Source organism: Christensenella sp. MSJ-20, from assembly GCF_044357945.1.
In the GTDB taxonomy this organism is placed as follows: Bacteria; Bacillota; Clostridia; order Christensenellales; family QAND01; genus QAND01.
The window spans coordinates 1421275-1438945 of record NZ_CP076563.1 but is presented as its reverse complement, the minus strand read 5'-3'; the positions used below and the strand labels follow the sequence as shown (position 1 = coordinate 1438945).

Here is a 17671-nt window from a genome sequence, read left to right as displayed (position 1 = left end):
TCTCCTACCTATTATCCTTGTTATAATCCTCTCGTATTTTTCCATTATTATGCCGATATTAAATTCCCGTTAAGGCCGAAACAGACCGAGAAGCGGGGAAAATTGGGCCGAGAAAATGTCTACAAAGATCGGTGATTTTTTAGGGAAAGCGTTGACACGGGCCGCGCCCATCCAATATTATTTTTATATGGTGCCGTATTAATATGATATAGTCCAGGGGCGCCTTCCCGAGGCGCTGGCTGCCGGCGCTAAATCCAAATTAGGATAGGAATGAAAAAACGATGGATCTATTCAAAAAGTGCCAGGACTTCACCCTGGTCAAAGAGATACAAAGCATGGGCATCTATCCCTATTTTCATGCCCTGGAATCCCGGCAGGATGTAGAGGTCATCATGGAGGGCAAACGCCGCATCATGCTGGGCTCCAACAACTATCTAGGGCTTACCACCGATCCCGATATCGTGGCGGCGGGCATAGCGGCCTTTGAACGGTATGGATCCGGCTGCTCCGGCTCCCGGTTCCTCAACGGCACCCTGTCCCTGCACCTGGAGCTGGAACGGGAACTGGCGACATTTCTCCGCAAGGACGCGGTGGTTACCTTCTCCACCGGATTCCAGTCCAACCTGGGCATCATCAGCGCTCTGGTTGGCCGGAACGACTATGTGCTCTGCGACCGGGAAAACCACGCCTCCATCTACGATGGCTGCAAGCTCAGCTACGGCAAGATGCTGCGCTACCGGCACAACGATATGGAGGATCTGGAACGGCAGCTGCAAAAGGTGCCGGAAAGCGCCGGAAAACTGATCGTGACCGACGGGGTGTTCTCCATGGGCGGCGACATCGCAAAACTGCCGGAAATCGTAGCCTTAGCTAAGGCCTATGGCGCACGCATTATGGTGGACGACGCCCACGGCTTGGGGGTCATCGGCGAGGGAGGGCGCGGCACCGCCAGCTACTTCGGCCTGGAGGAGGAAGTGGACATCTATATGGGCACCTTCTCCAAATCCCTGGCCAGCTTGGGCGGCTACATGGCCGCCAGCCAGGAGGTGGCGGACTATGTACGCCACAACTCCCGTCCCTTTATCTTCTCCGCTTCCATCACCCCGGCCAGCTGTGCCGTAGCCCTGGCGGCGCTCCGCAAGCTTTGCGCCCAGCCTCAGCTGGTGGATCAGCTAAGCCAGATCTCCGGCTACATGCGGCAAAAGCTGTTAGAGGCCGGGGTCAAGATCCGGCTTTCCGAGACGCCCATCATCCCTATCTTCACCTATGACGCCATCACTACCCTTACCATCAACAAGGAGCTGTATGAAGCAGGGGTATATGTGAACCCCGTCCTGCCACCCGCCACGCCGGAGGATCAATGCCTGCTGCGGACCAGCCTCATGGCCACCCATACCCCCTCCCTTATCGACGAGGCCGTGGGGATCATCGCCCAGGTGCTAAAGCGGCATGGGCTAGAGCCATGAGCAGAATCGCCGTCGTAACCGGGGGCAGCAGCGGCATCGGACGGGAAACCGCTCTGGCCCTCTGTCAGCAAGGCGTCAAGGTCTATGAGCTGAGCCGCCATGGAAAAAGCCAGGATGGCGTCCTCCACATCACCTGCGATGTCACCGATGAAGGAGCCGTCCGGGCGGCACTGAACCGGATATATGAGATGGAAGGCCGGCTGGATATCCTTATCAGCAACGCCGGCTTCGGTATCTCCGGCGCTGTGGAGTTTACCTCTGGCCAGCAGGTTCGGGCCCAGATGGAGGTCAACTTTTTCGGCATGGACAACTGCGTCCGGGCGGTGCTGCCCATCCTGCGCCAGCAGGGAGGGGGACGCATCGTCTGCATCAGCTCGGTGGCCGCGGCCATCCCCATCCCTTTTCAAACCTATTATTCCGTATCCAAGGCCGCCATTACCGCCTACTGCACCGCCCTTTACAGCGAGGTAGCCCCCTTTTGCATCCAGGTATGCGCCGTACTGCCCGGGGATATTCATACGGGGTTTACCGGCGCCCGGCAGAAGGTCATAGAGGGAGACGACCTCTACCAGGGCCGTATCTCCCGATCGGTGGCCACCATGGAAAAGGACGAGCTTCATGGTATGTCCGCAAGGGCAGCTGGCGCGCGAATCGCCCGAATCGCCCTGAGGCAGAGGGTCAAACCCCAGTACGGCCTGGGCGTCAAATACCAGTTGTTCCTGGTGCTTTGCCGTCTGCTTCCCTGCCGCCTTACCGCCTGGATCGTAGGAAAACTCTACGGAGGATAAAAGAAAAAGGATAAAGGAAAAGCCCCCGTTGGGGGCTTTTCCTTTATCCATCGGATTATGGACCGAAGATGGCTTGAATCGCCGGGGAACGGCTTAAATACACGGATCGTCCTCTCTCCATCCCATCAGCCTCGGTTTCAAAAAAATAGTATGAAGTTGAAATAAACGGCTTGCTATTTCAACGGCTATTTCAACGCGAATTTCCCCAGAAACCATGCGGTGGTATAAATAAAAATAGGGGCCCAGCAAACGCCGAGCCCCATAACAGAAAACGAATGTTATCTGCTGGTAAAGCTATGATATCATTTTCGCGATGTCACGAAATTGATCAATGGATGTAATGGTAGAAAAAACATGTTTACAATGCGCAAGGATTAGCATATACTATGTGTGCGGGGATGACGCTTAGAATATCATCCATTCGTATGAGTTTGTTTTAATGAGGCGATAATATCGCCTAGGTGGGCTGGCACCTAAAACCAGCTCTTCGCTAAAGAAGATGTGTGACGGTTCTGACACATCGGTAAAATAAAAATGACCGAGCGAAGAAGATGTGTGACGGTTCTGACACATCGGTAAAATAAAAATGACCGAGCGAAGAAAGGAGCGGGCTGGCTATTTTGCCGGCCTTCTTCTTTATGGGGTGTGTTGTGGTGGAGCATAGGATCACAATAGCGTGCTTGTCAAAAAAGTTTTTTTGCGATTATCCAAAGGATGCTTATCCGGAGTTGATGGATAAGCCAGAGCGCCCATATGCTTGCCTTCTTCTCAAAGCAGACAACGGTTATTACATATGCATACCTTTTAGATCGCACATCCGTCACAATAGCGCGTATTTTTTTAAAAATACAATTAGATCAAAAAGCTCAAAATCTGGGTTGGACTATACAAAAGTTGTTTTAGTAAAAAACTTGGAATATCTAGTTATTGGGCGATCTATAGTAGATCAAGACGAATATAACGAGGCGGTAAAAAATTATCATAAAATAGCAAGGGATATTTCAAGTTATATCAATGACTATATAGAACATCAAAAGGGGAATCGCCCTTTGCATTTAAGGGAATTTGAAAGAAGATATAGATATTCCACTATAAAGTACTTCCATAATATATTGAGCCTTGAATAATTAGGTTATATAATATTGAATGGTTTTTGAGGGCGGAACTGGCACCCGCCGCGCCTTTATGGTCTGAAAGAGATGTGGGATACGCCGCCCCACCAAAAACGTTTATCGGAAGACCTGGCTTTTGTCGGGTCTTTCCCGTTGATGGTTGTTGAGGACCGGAAATGGCTCCCGGCACACCCGAAAGGGTACCTGGCATGTAGGATACGCCGCCCTACCAATAACCAACAGAGAGCTCGGATTACTCCGGGCTCTTTCGTTTTCTATCCTTTTGCAAAAACCTCCACACAATAAACATTGGCCGATTCATCAAAAAACGTTCTCCCCTATCCCCATCTCATTAACTTGAAGAGTTCCAATACTTACCAATATGTTTATTGCTTTCCCCGTTATTTGTGATAATTTGGTGATTAGAAGATATTTCCACGATTTTTGTTGCCGAAGTAACAAGTAGGAGGGTACCTTTTGAAACGTCTATCTCTGTTTTTATCTTTCTTATGCAGTTTATGCATCTTGGCTGGATGTACTGAAAGTACTGTATCAAGCAACCCAAAATCTACATCGAATATTCCATGGAGAACCATTTCTCCGACTATTACAATCACTCCTACTGCTACGCCTAAAATTACCCCCACTCCTAAACCTACAGCCACTCCTAAACCTACCCCTGTTCCGAAACCTACGGCTACTCCTGTTCCAGAGCAAACTATTGCACCGGAGCCTGTAGAGGAAACTGTTTATATAACAAATACTGGAGAGAAATACCATAGATCAGGATGCAGATATCTGCGCAAGTCCAAAATCGCTATATCTCTCTCAAATGCAAAATCTAGAGGTTACGAACCCTGCAAGGTTTGTAATCCATAAGGGTTAAGTCATCTTTTTCTCTCTTCTTTTACTGGAGTAGATAGTGTTATGAACAAATCAAATAAATGGTACTTAAATATTGGATACTGCCTCCTTGATCCTGTCTGGCATATCATTTTGTATTTTGCTTGTGGGTTTATACTTTCGTTATCCTCTGTAATTTTTACTACTTTTGATGCTTTAAAGATTTTCACATCAATAGGGATTATAATATCTCGTTGTGTTGCAAACCTACTTGCGCCATTATTGGCCTACCTAACTCTTACTATGTTCTGTCATAGCGCTAAATTTAAGAATATTGGCGTGATCTACCTTATGGCCGTGTTAAAAAGCTGTTTTTATTTTTCCTCAGTACAGTGGACTATGCGGTCATATCAATATTTCGGTGATTTAACCACATCTACTACAAATCAATTAATTGGTTTTGTGTTCATTATCCCTGCTATTTTCATTGGTTATCTCATTGTCCACAAAAAATTTAAAAACTACAGGGCATCCTTATCTCCCTGCCCTGCCTGTGGAGAATTAATTGAGTCTAACAGCCTATTTTGTGGAGAGTGTGGTTACTCCATCAAGCAGATCAACCCAGATTTACCCGATACCCAGGATTTAACAGGCATTCCTCTAAGGCAAGGTGCTACAGCAATAGATAGTTCTATTTCTATCAAAAAAACTTCTCCCATTTCATTTTGCTATAAATGTGGAGCAAAGCTTGCAGAAGGCAGCGCTTTCTGCCCTAAGTGCGGGAAAAAGGTCCCAAAGATATAGGAGGCACATCACATGAATTGTCCACATTGCAATCAAGAAATCCCAAATAAGAGCGAGTTTTGTATTTTTTGTGGAGAAAAGATTGCTCAAAAGAAACGACCAAAGGCAACAGTTACCCTGTCCATTCTACTAGCAATATCTTTGGCATTGGCCGGAGGAGAACTAATATATATCCTCATTAAAGGGCAACAAACATCCCAATTGATAAACAACTATGAGCATAATATGGCCATAAGGAAAAACCGCATAAATGAGTTGGAGGATGAAATTGCCCAATTAGAGGATAAAGCCCACTTTTATGACACCTCGGTCGCCATCATCCCAAGTGATGGCAGCGGCCTTTATCACAAATATGGGTGTGAATATCTAGATCTATCTAAGTTTAAGGGATTCGATTACACAGGAGAGGCTGAATATAAAGGATATTCCCCGTGCCCCTATTGCCATTGACTATATTATCGGAGAAGGAAACACAATGCATTATACAGAAATGGACTTTGCAAAAAAACTACCAAATTGGTTGCGTTGGCCGTGTGCATTTATTGTATTTTGGCTAGCTTTTATATTTGGTCCCTATCTAGTTGGCTTTCTATATAATCTTTCGCTCCGCTGGGCAGGCGGAGGTGGATTATTTGAGAATATCTTTGCTATCATAATATCTATCCTGCTTCAGCCAATCTCTGTCTTATTAGCTGGATATCTATCTTTTGGTTTTGCGCCCAAATCAAAGGCAGTCGTATGTTTGATTAACTGTATTGTAGCTATCTGCCTAATTTCTGTTCTCGTTTTCTCTCGCGTCATACTTGACCTCAACTATTATGAGTTGCAGGATTCTTGGATGTACTATGTTAGTTATGCAGCATCAATAATATTCTCTGGTGTTGCAATCATCATGGCGTACAATGGAGAAAAAAAGGGAGGGGTGTAACCCTCCCTTTTTACGGCTTCAAGCACTCGTACAAATATGATTTTTGCTTACTAGTTAATCCCTGTTGATTAACATACTCATAGACTTTTTTCGTTTTTGACCCATTAATCGGTTTTCCCTTTGCGTTTATATCCGCCCTAAAGCTGTTACACTCCTGTCTCACAAGCAGATAGGTAGCTACCGGAATACCGTAGTCTTTGAGCCCTTTCTCTGCTTCGCTCATCCATTCGTCAGGATATTTATATGGGACATTCGGCAAGGCAGTCTTTTTCGCGTATGCACCAGCAAACTCATACGTCGTTTTAATTAATTTTGCTCTTTCAGTGTCACCCATTCCTTCATAAATGCTGCTATCCATAGCATCCTCTAAAATAACCCGCGCAGTTTGTCCATACTTTTTCCTATAATTTGAGATGTTATTACTCTCTACATAATAGGTCTGTTTTTGGAATCCTACCGAATTCTTAGGAGTGCTCGGCAAAACCGCAGCATCATCCAGTTCTATATAAAGGCGTTCCAATTCCGCATCAACAGAATCGTATTCTTCGATCTTATTGCTGTACCACGGAAAAATAAGCTGCTCCAGCCCTCGCATAAGCAAGTTTTCCGTTCCCGGATCTTCTTCTCCCCATAGATCAACATATGGCTGTAATTTGCTGTTTAACCCGGGAATCTTATTTGCCATTTTCCTGGCAAACTGCTCCCCTATCTGTGTATATTTACTATCCTTAGCAGCATACGTCAGCCTCCGCTTAGGATCAATTGTTCGGGCAACCTGACCGAATATGGTTGGGATATACTGCCCAACATAGCCAGATATTCCAGCCACCGCAAGATCAGTTATTGCACCGCCATCCTTATCCCCAAATCGACTGATTGCATCGTTGATTCCCTGCAAGCAGGAAAGCTGCATCAAGGGATCCGTAGTAGTGGTTAGCGCATCAAAGAGGTTTTGTAGCGCCCTATCGGAGGTGGATTCGTTGCTAAAAAGATTATTTAGCTCGCATCCTACAAACAAAGGCATATTCACTGGGTTCAGCCAGTCCAGGGTATAACTATATCCGCCTATTCTAAGCGAATAGGGTTGCTCGCCTTGATATTTTTCAAAATTTTCCTCCCTGTCATTCTCTGCTCCGGATGCACGAAGCAGCCCAATCGACGCCATCCAAGCACCAATGGCTACAAGCTGGGTCCCTGTAAGCCCCGATGCAATGCGGTCGATAAACTGATTCGTGGTGATTTCTCCCGTTTTAAGCTGATACGCTCCCCTCGTTAGTCCATCAATTAAGCCCAACGGAGAATACTCCACGCCGCGCTTTAAAATATTCATAGGGGTTTTTTTGAAGGGGATAATGCCTCCGACCAAAACGCCCCAGACTTTACCCTTGTTCTCTACGTTAGACAGCATTTCAGCCAGTTTGTTTGCATCACGGAAAGTTGCTTTTAGTGCTTCCTGCGTGGCCACATTTCTTGCCTTTTGTAGAGTGGTAGTATCCATCTTTTTGACGTCCAGATCATTGGCCATGATGTAATCCGTCATCGCCCTGCTATAGTTCGCAGATAAAAACCATGCATCTTCGGCATCTAGCGCCCCATCATTTAGCTTGCGAATCCACTCGATAGCTTTGGTATTGAAAATCCGCTGATGCGTCATCACACCAGATTGTCTATTCTCTTTTCCTCCATTGCGAAGCAAGTCAAGCATTTCTGTCGCGTCCTGCTTGGAAAATGCTTTTGCAGCTTTGGCCTTTGCAGAGTTTGGATTATAGAAAGATGCAGAGCGCTCCATTTTTGCATTTGGACGAACGCTGGAATACATCCCTTCCATTGCCTTTTTATACAGGTTCTTATTGCCCACCGTTAAGTACATAACCGCGTTCCCCACGATGTTTCTGATGTGGGTGCGGGGGTTCGCTAGCATTGACATATACCGCCATGCCGTTAGCTTCTCGCCTATAGTAGCAGGTACTTGTTGACCAATGTCCTTTGCAATCAAGGTATCCAGGGCATCCATTTCCTTTGCAGTTTTAGCCTTACTCATGCGCTTGGCCAAATCCTGGTTTAGCTTAACGGCTACATTCCCTTTCTTACGTTCTTTCAGCTGTCTATTTACATTATTAACGGTGTTCTGCGCCCTCATAATGCGGCCCTCAGGGGTGAGTTTTTTAAGCAAACGTGCCGCTTGTACGGTCTGCCCGGCCTCAGTAAGGATCATCTGAAGATCCGCAGCAATCCGCATAAAGCTATCCATATCGCCCTCTTTTGAAGCTTTCAGGAGGGCAGCTTCCGCATGCACCACTTCTTCTTTCCCAGACAAGCCTTTTCGGATATTCTCATGGACATCCTCCGCTGCCGCTCTAGCAGTTCTATTCTCCAGCTTCTTCATGGCTTTTGTTATGGACTCCCTGTCGGAAACCACCTCATACTCCCCAAAGCCTTGTACTTTCTCTGTGGCAAGCCTTTTCTTGCTCTCTTCGTTCAGCGAATCATTTTCCAGAATCGAATCCACAACACGGCTTCGCTTTTTCATCGGTTGGGCATCAGAGTCTTCAAAAGAAGAAGCACCGGATTCCGGTGCTTTCTGTTTCTCGGCTTGATTTTGTAACGCTGATTGCGTTTGTCTCTCTGGTAAAACCACCCCGTCATCATACGCCTGTGGCCGATTCTGTCTGCGTACTTCTGTATCCATAGACGCACGGTCCACCGTTTCATTCGCTTCTCTCTCCCCCAATAGTTTCTGATACTCAGAAAGGGCCAGCATATCAATATCAATCTGTTCCGCTTTTGCATTGGGGAAACGGCGATAGATATAATCCATAATCATCGCTTCTTGCTGCTCAGGAGAGGCGTTCCAATACCCGGGCTCCTCCTTGGCCACCACATCTCCGTAGCGCTGCCGTACAAGCCACCTTCCCTCAACATCAGGGGTTCCGCCCGTATCAAAAGCCTCAATTACCTGGATTGCGTGCTGTGTCTCATGCAACAAAGCATTAAAAGCCCTGCTCCTGTTTTTAACTCCCTCACCTGAAAAGCGAATCGTACGATTGGACGGCTCATAAACCGCATCATATCCTCTTAAATTTCCGTCCAGCGTTACCTTGATTCCCTTAAGTTGAGGATAATTGTCCATCAATTCCGGATGATGCAAAATATCCTGGAGATCCATCTGCTGACCATTTTTAAGGTTTTGGAACGCTCCTCCAACTAAACTCGCGGTGGAATCGTCTATTTCGAACCGCCACTTCCCGTCCTGGCCCTTGATCCATCCCGTATCCTGCCAAATTTCATCGGCGCTTCTGCCCTGTTCAGCCTCAACCATCGCCTGATTCATCAAACTCTGGTTTGCATTTGCCGCCCGTCTTCCCGCGATAGAGTGCTGTACATCGGGTGTATCATCCGACTGCCCAGAGCGTACACTAGTATTGACCTCTGCATTATCCTGTGATATGCTTTGGTCAGTTAAAAGAACTTGGCGACGGGAATGCTGCGGCGAAACATTCGCTTGCATCGTCTTATCATCAGAAGTTTTATTTCTTCTATGATAAGACATCACGTTCCGGTCAGGTTCTTTTTCTTTTATTTCTTTTATTGTTTTCCGATCTGTAATTCTTTTCGGTTCATGGACGTTATAAATTACATTTCTAGGATTTCCGTCTCTCTCCCCAACGCCAACATCCAACAAACACTCCCATATTTGACCATCTGGTGTCATTAGATATGCTTTACGATATTCCCAACCATTAATCGCAAAGTTGCCGTGGCGATTTCCTTTATCCGCTAGAGCTCCAAGATATGAAGATACCTGTGTAACTTCGTCAACATGCGAGACTGTTTCTTGCCTTAATGGGCTATCTCCTTTCTTTGGATATACAAGTTTTCTTATTGCTTTTTTCCCTTTCACTCTATCCCGATCATCAGCTACATAAACAACTTTTGTCTTATCGCTGCCTATGCCTGAATTTTGATCAATCGTTTGTATGGCTTTGCCCTTCAAGTTTTTTTCTAGGTAGTCTAATAGAACTCTTGCTCTTTCACTTCGTGATGTCCCCTCAAATATATTACGGTCAAGAATTACATACCTACCGTTGTTACTAATACTGTGCTGGAGATCGCCTGAAGCTTCGCCCTGGTTGTTAAAAGCAGCAGCAAATAAGTTCCGGATCTTCTCAAACTCGGCAAAGCTCTCATCACCTTTTAGCTTGGCCAAGATGCTATCTAGCGCGTTCAAAATTTTTCCAGCGATTCCCCTGTTCTCGTTGACAAAACGCCGGACAAAGCGTTCATCTCCAAACATCTCCATCATGAGATTGCTGGTTAATTCGTGCTGAATCGCCGCATCCTGCCCCTTGTAAGCCGCCTGAAGCTGGGAAATCTGCTGGTTGTAGGTTCCATTCTCCTTGGCCCGTTGAACCGCATAATCCAGGAGCTTATTGTATTCTGCGCTGCCTTCAAGAGAGTGTGTCACCTCGTGGCCTAGGATCGCCATATAGGGGTTAGATGCCCCGCTAGCCTCTCCGTCCATGGACAAGTAAATTGTCTTTGTGGAGGGATCGTAGGCCCCATTGCTGACAAAATTCCCGTTGCTATCCTGCCCATCAATAAGCCACGCCCATTGTACATCCAGTCCAAGTTTCTTGGCCACACGATTGACTTGCTTTACTCGTTTCTTGTCAATCCCCTTGATGGCTTCCATCTGATCATCAGCAACCCGCCGAATCCTGGTTTGGCCACTCTGCGTTTGGATCACCTTAACATTGGGATCAGCCTCGTTAATCACATCTGCGGCCACATCGGTGTTTGTGTCAAAGACTTTATCAGCACTCACGACGCTATTATTTATAGCCGCAGTTTCTCCTACTTCAACCTCGGTTCCACTATTCTGAACATCCGAGGATTCCTCGGCCTTTAATTCCAGTCCAAGCATCTTTGCAAAGGGAGAATTGCCATCGATACCATACGCCTCAATGCCTTGCTCCTTGATATAGTTGCGTACGGCAACCTGTGCTTCCATGTTGTTGGCTATGTTCTTAGCAATAAACCGGTTCCCTTTGCTCGACTTAATCTCCGCCTGTTGCAGAGTCTTATTTTCAGTGTCTAGCTTAATCTTTCCACTATCATCCGTTACGACGTGAAGTTTGCCGTCATCTCCACGCTGAAACAGTGCGTTGGTTTTGTCGGTGTTGAATCCCCCATCCACAGTAAAAAGAGTATTTGCCTCACTGTTTACAGCCGTTCCAATGGTTTTTGCATTCCTGCGCGTCCCAGTGTTTAGTACATCCACACCAAATCCCAGAATTAGAGTAGGAAGGAAACCGCCGATGCCAGACTGAATGTATTCTTCTATGGTCGCAGAGGCGGCGTCTGGATCATAAGTCGCCCGCTTAATGACAGGATTGATCAGGGTAGAAATAATTTCTTCAGCCGCCTCACCGCTACCAGAAGCCAACTTCCGAATAGCGGCTTTTGCAAAGGGTGATCCCAGGTTGTCAATTTGGTTCGTTACTGTTTTCAATAGTCCGGTGTTTTTAAGACCGCCAATGCCGCCAGATGCAAATTCAATCGCAGTTTCAGCAAGCGCACTCATTGTCCCGTACTTTCTGGCATCCTCATAGCTTGCCCCTTCGCTCAAGGCCTCTGTGGTCCCTGCCCCCGATCCGCTCGCAAACATCAATGCAGAACCAGGAATAGAGCCCAGTGCAGACCCCGGAACAAGGGCGTTGGCCGCAAGCATCGTCCCCACCTGGCCAACTCCTTGCCCACCGATGCGAAGAACATCCTTAGCCCACCCTTTATCCAAATTCCGATACCGTTCTTCCAGATTACTCTGCCTCTGCTGCTGGGCATTTTGCAGATCAAGACCTTTTTGTATGGCCTTGTCTTGGCCCTCGGCAATTAACTTCTCCTGCCCCGGTTTGAATTTGGTTTCTAGCGCCTGTTTGAGGCTCTCCCCCTGCTCCCCCAGGGCAGCAAAATCCAAATCATTAAGCCAACTATCTACGTGTTCTCGGCGAACATTCGCCAACCACTCCTGGGCATTGTACTCCCCATTCTGTATGGCATTCTCAATGACCTGTCTGCCGCCCTCCAGCACATTTTCTCCAAAATACGCAACAGGAGTAAAAATATTCCCTTCAAGGTTTTTGGGTAGTTTCCCTTCCTTTAAGCGTTCAACATCATCTTTATCCGAAAGGTCATAGCGGTCTAATACCGCCTGTGGAGGCAAGCCCAACGCTTTATTCTCCGTATCCTGCAAATTTGCCGGATCGTAATCATACCCTTTCCGTTTCCATCCATCGTCAAACTCAACTAGCGCGCTTTCCTTTGTGTAATCGCTACGGCCTAACGCATCAAACTGTTTCTTCACCATTAATTGCTGTTTAGTAAGCGGCGTATAACTTGGCAAAGAAGCATGAAAGGAGTTCAACTTTTGAAACTCGTCCTCTGTAAAAAATATAAATTCACCTTTCTTGTCTCGTGGAGTATTTTCGCTGGAAGAAGACGTACTTTCTCTAGCAGGATTAATCCCATCACGCTTTGTAATCCTCTGAAATTCATCTTCAGTAAAGAATTGCATTCTTACCTTCCCCCTGAATAACTAGGTTTTTTATAAAACTCTACATCGGACGCAGAAATGATTCCTCGATTTACCGCTGCATTCAGAGCTTCATTCGCAGCTGAGGCACTAGCTCCATATTTATCCAAAATATTTTTTATGGTGCGGGTCCTATTGTATTGATCGTTCACACTATTGTTATAAACTAGCCCATCAAAGCTATAGGACTGCTTTGGGGTGTTCCCTCCGCCGCCTCCACTACCGCTTCTCCGGCTCCCACCGCTGGCATTGTATTTCGCAAGAGTTGTCCCCACGGGTAGTCCAATGGCGTTGGCGGCTTCCTGGGTCATGATACGGCCAAATAAGTTCAGCTCGTTCATAGCCTTTTCATAGGCTAGCTGCTGCTGTTGATACTCCTGATTCTGCTGGGCCTGCCATGCGTTCAGGTTATAGTTGGCACCAAACTGGTTCTCAGACTGCTGCGCTGCAATACGGTTCTGCTCAATCTGCGCCAGGGCTTGGGCAAGGGCGTTGTCCCGATCATATCCCACTTGCCGAATCTCCGTGCCGATGGTATCCTCCTGGCCTTGCTGCTGCTTGTTTAAGGCGTTTAACGCGTTCCGCAATGCGTTGGTCTCGGCAATACGAGAAGTCTCGCTGTAGCCCGTCATAGGGGCTGAATAGGCGTTCCCTGCAAGCCCCCGCGCCGCCAATCCCTCGTTGTTCCCAAGAGCTGTCACACGGGCATTCTGATACGTCTGGTTCCTCTGAGTGTCATAGGTTTCTTTGATCTTCGGAAGCTGGGCGTTAAGCTCGTTCACTTTTTGGTTATAAGCGGCATCCAAAGCGTCTTTCTGCGCCTGGGCCATTTTGTCATAGGACGCCGTATAATCTATGGGCGTGTAAAAATCATAAGGGTTCTTTGCCATGATTGATCCTCCTTTTTAGATTCCTCTTTTCCAATAACCGCCAACATTCATAAAAACGCCGGTGGACTGTTTCCATACCCCGTTCACGTTGACATAAGCCTGGCCGCTTCTCCATGTGCCGCCAACATTTACCCGCATCCTTCCTCTTGGGATGGTAGGAAGAGAAAACGAGGCATAGACCGATCCCCCTGTAAGCTGCGGGATCCCTGGCATGGAAAAGCTTGCTCCTAAGCTTATTGATTTTGTACCGTCATCGTTGTGCGTAATGGTATAACTGCCGGTTATTAGCGTAACAATAGCGCTATTCCGGGTATCGATATAAAGCGAATTGGACTTCTGACTAAATCCTGTACAATCCAAATAAGCAGAGCTAAGCTGTTGGCGATTCCAAGCCGAATTCGCATATCCATCATTTCTTTGCAGATAAACGCCTACGGAAAGAGGGGTGGTGTTATTCTCGATGCTTTGGCTTCCAAGGCTATACTCCAACCAAATGTTGTACCTATCGCTTGCCGAGCCTGTACAGGATCCATATACCGCCGCCAAATCGTCACCCCCCTAGTATTTGATGTACACGTCCCCAGATGACCCTCCGGATGGATTCCCGGTGCCATATGTAATCTTGGGTTGCTTGGACGATATACTGCTGTTCATGGTACTGATGGTGGATTGTAGATTGGTCACCTGGGATATGGTATGGGAATGCACTGCGTCCGCTTTGCCTCCCAGGGAAGACGAAAGCCCCGTAATTTCTCCCGTTGCATGGGTATGGCTATGGGTTTCTGGGTTTAGCAAATGCACCAGCGATCCGTCAAAATAAACCAGATAAACCCCATCTTGCTTGATTTGTCCGGCCTCCAGCACAGAGAACCCGCTGGGGATGATGCTCTTGCCATTTAGCGTTGCTCCCTGGGCGTTGGTAATATGCGCTTTCATAAGATAGATTCCTGTAACCATTTCATCTGCTGTGGTGTATTCCGATGCGGTTCCCTGGGTGACTCCAAGATAGGTCAAATGCTTTTCGGTATCACCGTCATGCCCCGCAAATCTAGCAAGTAAATCCACAGAAGCGGTGGACAGCTTTTCGTCGGTGATACTGCCGTTGGCTACACTGCCCTGGGTAATATCAATCAGCTGGCTATATAGGCTTGCAATCTGATCAGCCACGGTCTCTCCTGCAACCCCCGGTACCGCGGCGGTTCCAAGCAGGCTGCCACCGCTTGCCGCTAACACGTCGAGGATCTGATTCACTCTGGTGGAGACAACATCCTCCACCAGCTCGTCAAATGCCGCCTTTAGCTGCGCCGCCGTAAGGCCATCATCATTGGGCCGGTCCGACAATACGCTGATCCCCTTCCCGGCAAAGTCAGCCGTTACAAACTTCAAATCGGTTAAGCTGGTAATATCGCTCATGGAGTCCTCCTTTATTTCATGTAATTCCCGACATAGTACCGCTTGACCACGCCATAAACCCCGAACCCTTCATTCAGCGCGTTGTTCCGCATCATGATCTGCATAGAGGAATACTTCTTTACCTTCATGTTGATTGGAACAATCTTTGGGCTGTCATTGGTTTCAAAGGTGAGGCGCGAGAAATCAATATCGTTAAAATCAAACACGTCCATGGTGGCAGTTCTGGCCTTTCGCCCCAGGTCCTTGTTGGTTCTCACATAGATGTCGATGCCAGAACGGGAATAGGGCTTGATCATGATCCCAGAGCCTTTCTTTGGAATGGTTTTCTGGAGCATAAAATCTCCATCGTCATCCATTTTTGTGGACCAAACTGCATCGATTGGCATGCTATCGTCGTTGTATCTGCTGGAGTTCACAACATCCGTCTTAAAGCGACACACCCTCCCATCCTCCGTGCCAAAGTACAAACTACCATCTAATTCTAGGAAGGTTCTGGCCGGAATGTTATCCCAGAAAAACCACTCGTAGCTGTATGAGCTGGTGTTATTCCCTTTACTCTTTTGCCTCTGATCCGCCACATAACAATTTCCATTGACACAGAGAAGATAAAATCCGTTCCAGGATACGCTGCACGCGTTTTCAAGTCCCTCCTCCTTGGTTAACCTAGCGTCAATAAAATAGGAGCGGTTTTGCATCGTCCGTTCCTGCTTTACCCCATAGGTCAACACTGGAGAAAACACCCCTTCCTTGGCCAAGAAAAGAGGATCATCGTTCAGCGCTCCAAAGGATTTCATGGCAATCGCCCCCACGCCAGACACCCCTTGAAACACCGGGAAATATGCTATGCCATTGCTGTCGATTTCAGCAGACCGCATAAAGATCGTGGCGTCTTGGTCGTTGTCCTCCTTTACCACCAAAAGATTGTCGTACTGCTTCAAATAACCCATAATCCGGGATGAGTCCGTGCCAAACTTGGTATAGCCCGTATCTGGAAAATAGGTTGGGTCATAAAGCCCGCTATTCCAATCCATATTGGGATGATCCGGATTCCCCGAAACAAATACCCTTGAATCGTTTCCCATGCCATACCAGGTTGCGAAGGTGCATTTGTTGATTACATCGGCGTTTCCTTCTATCGTTCTAGAGAACTCAATCACCACATTGTCTACTCCCCCGCTATCCGATGGGGCATGGACAAAGGTAACCGTTCCAGCCGTTCGATCAACTGTAAAACTGCTATCTCCTTCAAAAGATTCAACCCCGTCTACCGTCGCATATACCGCGGCAGAATCAAGATGTGAAGCATCCAAATGAAATGTTTTAGAACTCCCGTCTCCATAGAAGCTGTTTTTCCTTCTAGCGCTTATTAGATTCACCGCTTCCAGCGCTTTCCCATCCCCTGCCGGGCTTGCCCCTACAATGGTTGTCGGGGTAAACCCATGGGGAACATCAATCACCCACTGGGTGCTGGGTGGAACGGTTTGCAGGTATCTGCGTTCCACCACGCGGTATTGCGCTCCATCTAAAAGGTAGAGCTTCCCTTCGTATACAAACCCGGTGGAATCATGGTCGTTCATATCGCTGGCGATTAGAATGTCATCCAAGGTGGACAATTTTGTTCCATGATGAACAAAAACCGTTGTCTCTCCATCGGCGTATAAAGAAAAAAGGCCGTTGATGCGGCCTTCAAATGTTGCTTTTGTCTCCCATCCGATTCGCTTCTCCGGGTATCCCCCCGCATCACTGATGATGTTCTTGGCGTCAGGGCTTCGTGTCTCATCCACCATCGCAGGATCCGTTGAGAAATCCACGCCCCGAAAAGTCGCGTACTTTTTTGTATAGACCTTCCGCGCCGCCGGAATTCGCATCTGCGCCATTAAACCCACCCGCTTTCACTGATGAATCCATCGGAAGCCGAAAACTCCTGCGCTGCTTGCAACTCCAATTTCCGGGCGTCGTACATGTTGTAATAGAGGGTCGAAACCCCGCTGTCATCATCCATGTACAACCGAGAAGCCATATATAGGGGGACCAGTTCCAACGCCTCGTCGTCCAGTTCCATCCTTGTTTCATCCGGGGTATTCACTGTAATGCGAGCAGGGTAAGCGTGGTAATAAACCTGAATTTCCCCCGCCATTCCCCCGTCAACTATGACCTTGTCCCTGTTTCGAATGACATAAGCGGAGATATCACGGCCCTTGTACCAAACCGGTTGTTCCGGGGCGATTCTCATATATCCTTCCCCCAGCGCGCGAATATCATAGGTCTGTTGCGTGCGAAAAGCAGGGATAAGATCTGCCGAATCAAAGGACTCCTCATACATAGCAATGTTGGCAATCGCATACCCGTTTTCTCCATGAAACCGAATCGTTATTTTCCCATGTTCTTCTATGCTTCCACGGTACGCCGTAAACCCCCGCTGCTCGGTATTGCTCCCGCGAGCAATCTGTGCCCCGTCCTTTTCCAAAGAAAATGTAATATCTCCCTGTACCTCAAAATAATAGGATCGGGGATTCTGAGCGGTGAATTCCATGTCCCCCTCACAGTGAATCATTTCTCCCGGCTCCGTTCCCAACAGGTTATTTACAGGGTACTGACTGATCCGCACCACTTTTGTGATAGGGCGAATGCTGGCAAGCTCAATCATCGCATAATTGGCAGCGGCAGGCATGGCCAGCAAGTAGTCTTTGTTTACATCGGATAGGTCCAGCGCTCCCAAATTGGAATAGGAAAACATGAGCTGGAGCGTTTCGTCTTTTAAATCCTTCCAGGTTTTCAAACTTACCACCCTTTCAATCTGAATCCGCCGGGAGTTGAACCCGGCTTATTCCCATG

The 17671-nt window shown here is 47.5% G+C and carries 13 protein-coding genes; 7 read left to right on the top strand and 6 right to left on the bottom strand.

Annotated features, from left to right (window positions below; all coding sequences use genetic code 11):
- The first annotated feature begins 281 nt into the window (after positions 1 to 281).
- The 7 genes from KP626_RS07335 to KP626_RS07305 all read left to right on the top strand — a co-directional run bounded on the left by KP626_RS07335 (position 282) and on the right by KP626_RS07305 (position 5941).
- The gene (locus KP626_RS07335; protein ID WP_395976267.1) at positions 282 to 1466 is read left to right on the top strand and encodes an aminotransferase class I/II-fold pyridoxal phosphate-dependent enzyme; all 1185 of its coding nucleotides are present in this window, start codon (positions 282 to 284) and stop codon (positions 1464 to 1466) included.
- Complete coding sequence (locus tag KP626_RS07330) at positions 1463 to 2254, top strand: SDR family NAD(P)-dependent oxidoreductase (protein WP_395976265.1); 792 nt, start codon at positions 1463 to 1465, stop codon at positions 2252 to 2254. Before KP626_RS07335 ends, KP626_RS07330 begins: the two co-directional genes overlap by 4 nt.
- 638 nt (positions 2255 to 2892) lie before the next feature.
- Positions 2893 to 3381 carry a type III toxin-antitoxin system TenpIN family toxin gene (tenpIN, locus tag KP626_RS07325; RefSeq protein WP_395978989.1) on the top strand — a complete coding sequence of 163 codons (489 nt, stop codon included), beginning with the start codon at positions 2893 to 2895 and terminating at the stop codon, positions 3379 to 3381.
- Between the two features lie 462 nt (positions 3382 to 3843).
- Positions 3844 to 4245 (top strand): hypothetical protein, encoded by a 402-nt coding sequence (locus tag KP626_RS07320; RefSeq protein ID WP_395976263.1) that lies wholly within the window; start codon positions 3844 to 3846, stop codon positions 4243 to 4245.
- Positions 4246 to 4293: 48 nt separating this feature from the next.
- Positions 4294 to 5013, top strand: a complete 720-nt coding sequence (locus tag KP626_RS07315) for a zinc ribbon domain-containing protein (RefSeq protein WP_395976261.1) — start codon at positions 4294 to 4296, stop codon at positions 5011 to 5013.
- A 12-nt stretch (positions 5014 to 5025) separates the two neighbouring features.
- Complete coding sequence (locus KP626_RS07310) at positions 5026 to 5463, top strand: hypothetical protein (RefSeq protein ID WP_395976259.1); 438 nt, start codon at positions 5026 to 5028, stop codon at positions 5461 to 5463.
- A gap of 25 nt (positions 5464 to 5488) precedes the next feature.
- On the top strand, positions 5489 to 5941 hold the full coding sequence (locus tag KP626_RS07305) for a hypothetical protein (protein WP_395976257.1): 453 nt from the start codon (positions 5489 to 5491) through the stop codon (positions 5939 to 5941).
- Positions 5942 to 5951: 10 nt separating this feature from the next.
- On the opposite strand, the gene KP626_RS07300 is transcribed toward KP626_RS07305, so the two are convergent.
- Genes KP626_RS07300 through KP626_RS07275 form a run of 6 tightly spaced genes read right to left on the bottom strand, consistent with a single transcriptional unit; the run spans position 5952 to position 17615 of the window.
- Complete coding sequence (locus tag KP626_RS07300; protein ID WP_395976255.1) at positions 5952 to 12515, bottom strand: LPD23 domain-containing protein; 6564 nt, start codon at positions 12513 to 12515, stop codon at positions 5952 to 5954.
- Between the two features lie 2 nt (positions 12516 to 12517).
- On the bottom strand, positions 12518 to 13423 hold the full coding sequence (locus tag KP626_RS07295; protein ID WP_395976253.1) for a hypothetical protein: 906 nt from the start codon (positions 13421 to 13423) through the stop codon (positions 12518 to 12520).
- Positions 13424 to 13438: 15 nt separating this feature from the next.
- Positions 13439 to 13969 (bottom strand): DUF859 family phage minor structural protein, encoded by a 531-nt coding sequence (locus KP626_RS07290; RefSeq protein ID WP_395976251.1) that lies wholly within the window; start codon positions 13967 to 13969, stop codon positions 13439 to 13441.
- 12 nt (positions 13970 to 13981) lie between these two features.
- Positions 13982 to 14836 carry a hypothetical protein gene (locus KP626_RS07285; RefSeq protein WP_395976249.1) on the bottom strand — a complete coding sequence of 285 codons (855 nt, stop codon included), beginning with the start codon at positions 14834 to 14836 and terminating at the stop codon, positions 13982 to 13984.
- Positions 14837 to 14847: 11 nt separating this feature from the next.
- Positions 14848 to 16713 carry a hypothetical protein gene (locus KP626_RS07280; RefSeq protein ID WP_395976247.1) on the bottom strand — a complete coding sequence of 622 codons (1866 nt, stop codon included), beginning with the start codon at positions 16711 to 16713 and terminating at the stop codon, positions 14848 to 14850.
- Positions 16713 to 17615, bottom strand: a complete 903-nt coding sequence (locus tag KP626_RS07275; RefSeq protein WP_395976245.1) for a hypothetical protein — start codon at positions 17613 to 17615, stop codon at positions 16713 to 16715. The genes KP626_RS07280 and KP626_RS07275 overlap by 1 nt, the downstream gene beginning before the upstream one ends.
- Positions 17616 to 17671 lie beyond the last annotated feature (56 nt).

Bases quoted from the DNA above. Each gene is read 5' to 3' on its own strand.
- tenpIN (WP_395978989.1), top strand. From the start codon at position 2,893: ATGGGGTGTGTTGTGGTGGAGCATAGGATCACAATAGCGTGCTTGTCA.
- KP626_RS07295 (WP_395976253.1), bottom strand. From the start codon at position 13,423: ATGGCAAAGAACCCTTATGATTTTTACACGCCCATAGATTATACGGCG.
- KP626_RS07330 (WP_395976265.1), top strand. From the start codon at position 1,463: ATGAGCAGAATCGCCGTCGTAACCGGGGGCAGCAGCGGCATCGGACGG.
- KP626_RS07310 (WP_395976259.1), top strand. From the start codon at position 5,026: ATGAATTGTCCACATTGCAATCAAGAAATCCCAAATAAGAGCGAGTTT.
- KP626_RS07315 (WP_395976261.1), top strand. From the start codon at position 4,294: ATGAACAAATCAAATAAATGGTACTTAAATATTGGATACTGCCTCCTT.
- KP626_RS07280 (WP_395976247.1), bottom strand. From the start codon at position 16,713: ATGGCGCAGATGCGAATTCCGGCGGCGCGGAAGGTCTATACAAAAAAG.
- KP626_RS07335 (WP_395976267.1), top strand. From the start codon at position 282: ATGGATCTATTCAAAAAGTGCCAGGACTTCACCCTGGTCAAAGAGATA.
- KP626_RS07305 (WP_395976257.1), top strand. From the start codon at position 5,489: ATGCATTATACAGAAATGGACTTTGCAAAAAAACTACCAAATTGGTTG.
- KP626_RS07285 (WP_395976249.1), bottom strand. From the start codon at position 14,836: ATGAGCGATATTACCAGCTTAACCGATTTGAAGTTTGTAACGGCTGAC.
- KP626_RS07300 (WP_395976255.1), bottom strand. From the start codon at position 12,515: ATGCAATTCTTTACTGAAGATGAATTTCAGAGGATTACAAAGCGTGAT.